Annotated in this window: 5 protein-coding genes and 1 pseudogene; 1 reads left to right on the top strand and 5 read right to left on the bottom strand. The window is 70.9% G+C overall.

What is annotated here, in order from left to right; all coding sequences use genetic code 11:
* Positions 1 to 8: 8 nt before the first annotated feature.
* A complete protein-coding gene (locus STRIP9103_RS10700; RefSeq protein WP_009307506.1) occupies positions 9 to 1,637 on the bottom strand; it encodes an MFS transporter in 1,629 nt (542 codons plus the stop codon).
* Between the two features lie 228 nt (positions 1,638 to 1,865).
* On the opposite strand from STRIP9103_RS10700, the gene STRIP9103_RS10705 reads away from it, so the two are divergent.
* Positions 1,866 to 2,831, top strand: coding sequence for a hypothetical protein (locus STRIP9103_RS10705; RefSeq protein WP_009307482.1), 966 nt, complete (start codon positions 1,866 to 1,868; stop codon positions 2,829 to 2,831).
* 69 nt (positions 2,832 to 2,900) lie between these two features.
* Here STRIP9103_RS10705 and STRIP9103_RS10710 read toward each other — a convergent pair whose 3' ends face one another.
* From STRIP9103_RS10710 to STRIP9103_RS10725, 4 genes and pseudogenes are all read right to left on the bottom strand, one after another.
* Positions 2,901 to 5,618, bottom strand: coding sequence for a LuxR C-terminal-related transcriptional regulator (locus STRIP9103_RS10710; RefSeq protein WP_009307486.1), 2,718 nt, complete (start codon positions 5,616 to 5,618; stop codon positions 2,901 to 2,903).
* A gap of 5 nt (positions 5,619 to 5,623) precedes the next feature.
* Complete coding sequence (locus STRIP9103_RS10715) at positions 5,624 to 6,481, bottom strand: class II glutamine amidotransferase (protein WP_009307491.1); 858 nt, start codon at positions 6,479 to 6,481, stop codon at positions 5,624 to 5,626.
* Positions 6,482 to 6,674: 193 nt separating this feature from the next.
* Positions 6,675 to 7,031 (bottom strand): carboxymuconolactone decarboxylase family protein, encoded by a 357-nt coding sequence (locus STRIP9103_RS10720; RefSeq protein WP_009307476.1) that lies wholly within the window; start codon positions 7,029 to 7,031, stop codon positions 6,675 to 6,677.
* Between the two features lie 185 nt (positions 7,032 to 7,216).
* Positions 7,217 to 7,473, bottom strand: a pseudogene (locus tag STRIP9103_RS10725) (hypothetical protein); the annotation flags it as partial.

Here is a 7,473-nt window from a genome sequence, read left to right on the forward strand (position 1 = left end):
CCCCGAACTCAGCGCGTCGATCCCGACGCCCCGGCCGGAGCCTCGGCGTCCGGCTGCCGGCGACGGCCTTCCCGGCCGGTCGGCAGGTGCGGAGTGACCAGGAAGCCGGCGAGAGCGACGCCGCCGGTGGCCAGGATCGCCGCCTTCAGGCCGTCCAGCTGCGCGGAGGCGTAGGAGTCCGCGACGGCGTCGACCTCGGACGGCGGCAGCCCGGCACGCTCGGCCGCCGAGCGCACCTGATCGGTGGGGACGAAGGTGATCCCGGCCTCGAGGGCGACACCGACCTCTTCACGGGTCTGTTCGGACAGCTGCGGATTGTCGTCCACCTGCGTGGTGAAGGCGTGGGCCAGCGCACCGATCAGAATGGACCCGATGAGCGCGGTGCCCAGCGCGGAGCCCAGATTCTGGGCCGTGAACTGGAGCCCTCCGGCCTCACTGCGTTCCTCCTCGCCGACGCCGGACTGGACGACGTTGCCCAGTTGCGAGGCGAGCAGGCCGACACCCACACCCAGCAGGGCCATGGCTCCGGCGAACTGCGCGTCGTCGATGACCGGGTCGATGGTGGCCAGCAGCCACACGATGGCCGCCGCCAGGGTCACCAGGGCCAGCCGGACCACCCGGCGCGGTCCCATGACCCGCCCCAGCGACGACGCGGACAGGGAGGTCACGAACATGGTCACGGACACCGGGAGCAGGCGCAGGCCCGTCTCGAAGGCGTCGAACCCCTGCACCACCTGCAAGTACAGCGGGATCGTGAAGAACAGCCCCAGCAGGATGAGGTTCTGGCCCAGCAGCGTCATCAGACCGGACCGCAGCACGGGCCTGCCCAGCAGGGACAGGTGCACGAGGGGGTCGGCGCCCTGGTGCTCCCGCCGCCGCTCCCAGTGCCGGAAGAGCGCCAGGACGGCCGCCCCGGCACCGACGACGAACAGCGTCGGGGCGAAGCCGAGGACGGTGAAGGGAGGGTTGCGGGGCTGCACCCATCCCCAGGTGCTGCTCTGCAGCACCCCGAGCACACCCAGACCCAGTCCGGACGCGGAGAGCACCGCGCCGACGACGTCCAGCCGGGGGCGCGGGCCGGTCGGGGCGGGTGTCGCGATCACGCGGCGGCACAGCAGGACGGCCGCGACGACCACCACCTCGCCTGCGAAGACCAGCCGCCAGGTCAGGTACGTCGTCACCCAGCCGCCCAGCAGCGGGCCGACCGCGATCCCGGCGCCGGCGAGCCCGCCGATGACCGCGTAGGCGACGGCCCGGTCCTTCCCGCGATACGACTCCGCGACGAGGGCGGCCATGGCCGGCAGCACCATGGCGGCTCCGAGCCCCTCGATGACGGACCAGCCCAGCGTGAGGACCCACAACGTGGGTGCCACAGCGGTCAGGGCGGACCCCACGCCGTAGACGACCAGCCCCAGCAGGAACATGCGGCGACGCCCCAGTATGTCCCCGAACCTGCCACCGATGATCATGAACGCGGCCATGACGAGCGCGTACAGCGTGATGACGGCCTGGATGGCGGTGACCTCCGTGTCGAAGTCCTCGACCAGCTGACTGATGGACACGTTCATGACGGAGGTGTCCAGGACCATCAGGAACTGGGCCGTACCGAGGACGATCAGAGCCCGCCAGTGCTTCACGCTGTCCACCTCGCAGAGTCGTCCAGCTCAGGTGCGCCGCCGGAGCAGGCGGGGCAGTGGGCCGACGCACGCCTGGCTACTCCTCCCATCGCATCCCAGGCACGGGCCCCGTGCCTCACCCGCCACGGGGGAAGGGCGCCGCGGTGGTGTGCGCCGGTGGGGAGGGCGGGCGCCGGGTTCGGCGATGAGCCAAGGGGCGATCAGGGCGAATCGTGGTAGATACGACATGTGCCGCACCGGGCGAATCCGAGAACTGCGGGCTCCCGCAAGGAGCCCTCCCCTGAACGCTCACTGCTGGCGTCGGTCGTCACCGATCCCGGGCATCTCCCCGAACTTCTCGCCGACTTCGCCGTCCGCCGCATCGGGCCGGCCGTGCCCGAAGCGATCGCCTCGCTCCGGCGGGGGCACCCCGACGCCACCGAGGCGGAGCTCCGGGCCCGGGTGGTCGCTCGCGGCCGACGGACCGTCGTATCGGAGGGATCCATCGTGGGCGGCCCGTTCCTCGTGCTCGTTCCCCTCGCGTTCTGCGCGGCGCTGCTCCGCCAGGCACGTACGGTCCTGGAGCTGGCCGCTCTCGACGGCCGCGACCCCACGGCGAGCGCTCGCGCCGGCGAACTCCTCGTCCTTCAGGGCGTGTACGAGAACACCCGCCAGGCGCAGGACGCGCTCAACCGCACCCCACACCCCGCCGGCGCCCCCGCTCGCTGGAGGCGATGGGCGGCCCTGTGGACCGTCACCCTGCGCATGGCCCACCTCCTCGGCATTCTCGCGCCGGCCGACGAGAGCCAGGACGCGGGCCGACGCGTACGCCGGGTCGCCGTCCAGGCTTGGCGGTGGCTGCTCCTCGGCGTGGTCTTCCTGGTCGGACTGATCGCGCCCCTCGTCTGGCTCCCGTACATGGCGGTGGTCTACCGGCGTGCCGACGCCCGCCTGGCGGACCGTGTCCTCGCCTACTACTTCGCCGACACCGCACCCGCCCCGCGCCGCCGGACCTCTCGCCTCGAACCGGAAGTAATGGCGGCCGTACTCCGTGCGCTCATCTCCCTCCTCGTACCGCTCGTCCTGACCGCCGTGACTTTCCTGACCGGCCTGCGCATCGCCGAGAGTCGCTGGCCGGTCCTCGGCATCACCCTGGCCACGGCGTCCGCCGGGGTCGGCGCGCTCTGGTACTGGCGCCGCCACCGGCGCCTTTGACCGTTCTCCAGCGGTTGACGGCGACCTGCCGGTGGGGCGCGGGCGCCGGACGCTCTCATCGACGTGCGTTCACAGCAGCCGGAGATCGCGTGCGCGGCGCACCGCGTCGCCTCGCCGGTTCACCGCCAGCTTTCGATAGACGCTCTTGAGGTGCGTCTTCACCGTGTTCACGGACACAAAGAGGTCAGCGGCGACCTCCTCCGTCGACATCATCCGGGCCACCCGCTCCAGGACGTCGCGTTCGCGCCCGCTCAGCTCCACCGCGACGAGCGGCGGGGGCGGCGACCCCGCCCGGGGCTGTTCACCGTGTCGCGGTGGGCCGGGCCTGAGCCAGCCCGCCGCCAGCTCGTGGAGCGGAGCCATGGCCAGGAGAGGCCGGATCCACGCTCCGGTATCGAGGAACGGACGTCGCAGCCGCTCCCGTCTGGCATCGAGGAGGGCATGCGCCACGAGCCTGTGGGCGGTGGCGGTGTCTCCTGCCCTCTGAGCGGCCTGAGCCCTCACCAGCGCTGCCCTCACGGTCACCCCGGGCCCGGCCCGGCCCTCGGTGCGGATGCTGTCGAGCAGGTCGATGGCCGCCCCGGTACGGCCTGCGGCGACCTGGATCGCCGCGGCCTCCACGGCGCACATGGGCTGGTCGCCGGACACGCGCTGGAGTATCTCGGTGGCTTCGTCCGGCCGTCCTTCGGCCAGGTACGCGGCGGAGGCGACGAGCGCTTCATGGCCTGCCGCCCAGGGTGAGGCCACGGCGGTGGCGACGGCCGGGTCCGCCGCCTCGACGGCGGCTCGTGCATTGCCCCTGACCAGCAGGAGGCGGGCTGTGGCGAGGGCTCGTCCCGCCGCCATCACCGGATCACGCGTTCCCGAGGGGAGGGCCACCTCGTCGAGGAGGGCTTGGGCCCGGCTCAGTTCATGACGGTCGACGGCCACGACGGCCAGGACCAGCTTTCCGATGCCGGAGCCGGACGGCTGGGGAAGGCCGACCCGCTCCGCCTCGGTCACCGCCGCCAGGGCCCTGCGCTCCGCCCGGCCGGGCCAGCCGTTCAGATAGTCGAGCAGGGCAAGGTGCCCCATCGACTCCTCCCGGGGCAGCACGGTGGAGACTCCGCCGGGAGTGCCGGCCACGGCGGTCAGGGCAGCGCGCGCCTCCTCGAAACGCCCCGCCCACAGGCGGGCCGATCCCAGATGGGTCAGCAGCAGAGCGGGAATTTCGGGATGCTCCTCCAGGAGGTGCGCCGGGACTTCCCGCCGCAGCTCATCGGCCGTCCGGGCGGCCTTCTCGGCCTGCGGGGGACATCCGGTCAGCCGGGCGGCCAGCGCCTCCAGCAGCGCACAGCTCAGCTGTGCGGCCGCTCGGTCGGGCACCACGTCAGGCGCCGGTTCGGACGCCTCGGGAGCCAGCCGCTCCTCGGCGTGGCGCAGGCGCGCCAGACCACGGCCGAGATCGCACTGGGCCAGGTCGCGGGCCGCACGCACGAGGTCCGTCGCGGGGCTCCTGGCCTCGGGCCCCATGTGGGAGAACAACTGGATCAGGTCGCCCGAGCGCAGGCCGGTGAAGAGCTGGCCGATCGCCAGGTCGTCGATGAGGGCTCCGGCGACGAAATCCCACTCGCCCGCGGCGGCGCCGTGGGCGAGTGTCTCCGGCAGGAATCCGTGCCGACGCAGCCACCGCGCGGCCCGCCGGTGGAGTTCCTGTTCCAGCCCGGGCAGGCGCACACGCTGATGGGCTCGGAGTATCTCTCCGAACAGCGGGTGCAGCCGGTACCACGAGTGCCCGAGGTGCTCGACGAACGCGTTCGCGCGGTGCAGCCCGACGAGGATGGGCTCCGCGTCGGTCCGACCGGTCAGCGCGTCGGCCAGATCAGGACTGAAACGCTCCAGGACGCTGACACGCAGCAGGAGGTCCTGTATCTCCTCCGTCTGCCCCTTGAGGACTTCGGCCAGCAGAAAATCCGCGATCGTACTCCGGTCCGCCTCGAACTCCTTCAGATAGCGCTCCGGGTCGGCGCTCTCCCGAGCGGCCAGGGCGGACAGGCGCAAGCCGGCGGCCCAGCCCCGGGTACGGTCCACCAGTGCGTGTGCGGCGTGGACCGGAAGGCTCAGACCATGCAGCTCCAGCAGTGCGACGGCCTCCTCCGGGGTGAAGGCCAGCTCGGCGGCGCGGATCTCCGTCAGCTCGCCGGCCGCCCGGTAACGGTGCAGCGGAAGCAGCGGTTCGGTACGGGTGACGAGGACCAGGCGCAGTCCCGGCCCGGCGTGGTGCAGGACGAACCCGAGCTGCTCCGCGACTTCCGGAGCGGTCACGCGGTCGTACTCGTCGAGCACGACGACAACGGGCCGGCCATGATCGTTCAGTTCGGCTGCGAGTGCTGCCAGGAGTCGGTCATCCACCCGGGACGCGTCCGCCGGGAATCCGACCGGGCCGGGCGCCAGCGCACCGCAGGCATGCAGGGCCTGAATGACGTACGCCCAGAAAACCCCTGGGCGCCGGTCCCCCACTTCAACGGTGAGCCAGGCGACCGGCTCCCGCAGGCCGGCGGCCCAGTCGGCGGCCAGCAGCGTCTTGCCGGCCCCGGCCGCGCCGTTGAGCAGCGTCAACGGTGTCCGCAGAGCCTGGTCGAGGTGATCGACGAGCCGTTGCCGCCGCAGGAACGTGGCGGGCCTCGCGGGGAGGGCGAACCTGGTGCGCAGAAACGGGTCTCCCGGGGGATCGGCGCAAGGAACGGCCGGAACGATCGGAACGATCGGAATGGTCGGTCCTTGAGCGTTCTCGTAGGTCTCGGCCACGGCGCTCACCACCCCCTTTGGGCCGAGTCTTCTTGGAGGTCGGGCCGGAAGGCGTGGAGCGAGTCATGGCCCGGCTGGATGACGCCGTAACTGCTCTCCGGCATCTCGTTCCACGCACCGGGGAGGGCGCCCAGCGGTTCGGACACGACGAGGCGGGTCTCGTCGGAGATGTCCCGCAGGAACGCGGCGTTCGGGTGGAGCGCGCGCAGGGTGTCCACCTGGGTGCTGAAGTACAACGACCGTGAGCGGCCCTCGCTGGAGTAACGGAAGACCCATACGCGTTCGCCGTCGGCCACCGCGAGGGTCATCTGCAGCGGGTGGGGGATGTCGTGCGCGTGCCCCGCTTTCTCGACCAGGCCGGCCACGCGCGCCACGGCACCGGGAGGATCGTCCGTCAAGCCGAACGTGAGGGCCAGGAAGAACAGGAGCTCGGAGTCGGTGGAACCCTCGATGTCGGGATACAGGGCCGGATCGACGGCCAGTGCGAGGTCCCGCCGGAGCCGGTGGAACCCGCTGATCGACCCGTTGTGCATCCACATCCAGCGACCGCTCCGGAAGGGGTGACAGTTGGTCTGCTGCACGGCAGTCCCGGTCGAGGCCCTGATGTGCGCGAAGAACAGACCCGAGCGAACGTGGTGAGCGATCTCCAGCAGATTGCGGTTGCTCCAGGCAGGACCGACATCCCGCAGCACCGCCGGAGTGTCCGCGTCCTGCGTGTACCAGCCGACCCCGAAACCATCGCCGTTGGTCGTCTCCACCCCCATGCGGGAGTGCAGGCTCTGGTCGATCAAGGAGTGTCGCGGCTGGAACAGGATCTGGCTGAGAAGGACGGGCGTACCCGAGTAGGCGATCCAGCGGCACATCCTGGGTCTCCCGTTTCTTGTATGGGGAGGTACCGAGAGCCGTGTTGTCGCTGAGGTCCGCGGACCTGGGCAGGCGGCTGGTGACGGTTCATGAAGCCCGCTTACCGTCACTGCGGTTGCCGTGCTCCGCTGCCACTACCCCTGTTCTGCGACGAGGACGGATACCAACCCGAGACAGGCCGAGACAGCTCGCTCAGGGTTTGCTCCGGCTCTGGGCTTCCGCCTCGGCCATTGCCACGGCCTCGGCCTCGGCCAATGCGATGGTGATGCCGAGTGCCTCGGTGATGTGAGTTGCGGCCGACATGACGCGTGCCGTGCCGACAACTGGGGCGATGGCGACGAGAACGTCCTGCAGTTGCTCGGCGGTCAGGTTGGCCTTGATGGCAGGGTCGACATGCGCGAGGTAGGAGATCGCCGGCGCGTCCATGGCCGCGAGCGCGGCCAGACGGGTGAGAATGAGCGTTCTCTCGTCCAGGCCGCAGCGCTCGATCGAGTCGACCGTCATGGCGGCGAGCGTGTCGAGAACGGGGGTGTCCGACCGTGTGGCCATGTCCGATCCGCCTTCCGGTGCTGTGCGGAGCCGACACGCGCCATCCCGTTGACCACGGGAACCTCACGCGTCGGCCGTTCACTCATCCACGGTAGGAGTCGCGAGAACCGAGCGCATGTTGAGCTGAACAGGTGATCTCAGCCTTCCTGACCGACGACGCCCGGCCCTGTCGCAAGAGACTTCGCTCAGCATCGAAGCTCCTTGACCATGACCGCGTACACCGGTGAGTCGGCGAACGGCTGCCGCTCGCCGACTTCGGCGTACCCCCACGACTCGTAGAGCGCCTGGACCTTGGGGTGCGTCACATCGACCAGCGGTACGGCGAGGTCTTCCGTGCGTTCCTTCAGCAGCGCTTCTTGGAGTCGTTCGGAGATGCCCTGCACGTCGATGAACGTGCGCATGCGGCCGGGCAGGGGGCGCCGTCCATGATCGACGAGGGCGG

This window comes from Streptomyces ipomoeae 91-03, assembly GCF_000317595.1.
Taxonomy (GTDB): Bacteria; Actinomycetota; Actinomycetes; order Streptomycetales; family Streptomycetaceae; genus Streptomyces; species Streptomyces ipomoeae.

Bases quoted from the DNA above. Each gene is read 5' to 3' on its own strand.
- STRIP9103_RS10720 (WP_009307476.1), bottom strand. From the start codon at position 7,031: ATGGCCACACGGTCGGACACCCCCGTTCTCGACACGCTCGCCGCCATG.
- STRIP9103_RS10715 (WP_009307491.1), bottom strand. From the start codon at position 6,481: ATGTGCCGCTGGATCGCCTACTCGGGTACGCCCGTCCTTCTCAGCCAG.